The following is a 241-nucleotide window of genomic DNA, read 5'->3' as shown; positions in this document are numbered from 1 at the left end:
TTTGCTTTCACAAAAAACTTTGGTGGAGTCTAGGGGGATCGAACCCCTGACCTCCTGCGTGCAAAGCAGGCGCTCTCCCAGCTGAGCTAAGACCCCATTATGAAAGTGAAAGTATGGTGGGCCTAAATGGACTCGAACCATCGACCTCACGCTTATCAGGCGTGCGCTCTAACCAGCTGAGCTATAGGCCCCCACTTCAAAAATATGAGAGAGATTGCACTCTCAAAACTAAACAAACAAA

General features: G+C 48.5%; 2 tRNA genes. Both read right to left on the bottom strand.

The features are described 5' to 3' along the window. Positions 1-20: 20 nt before the first annotated feature. Positions 21-96 (bottom strand) — tRNA-Ala (locus M3610_RS27875). An 18-nt stretch (positions 97-114) separates the two neighbouring features. Next, positions 115-191 (bottom strand) — tRNA-Ile (locus tag M3610_RS27870). Between the last annotated feature and the right edge of the window lie 50 nt (positions 192-241).

It is taken from the genome of Neobacillus sp. MER 74, assembly GCF_023714155.1.
This window is presented reverse-complemented; position numbering and strand designations above follow the sequence as displayed.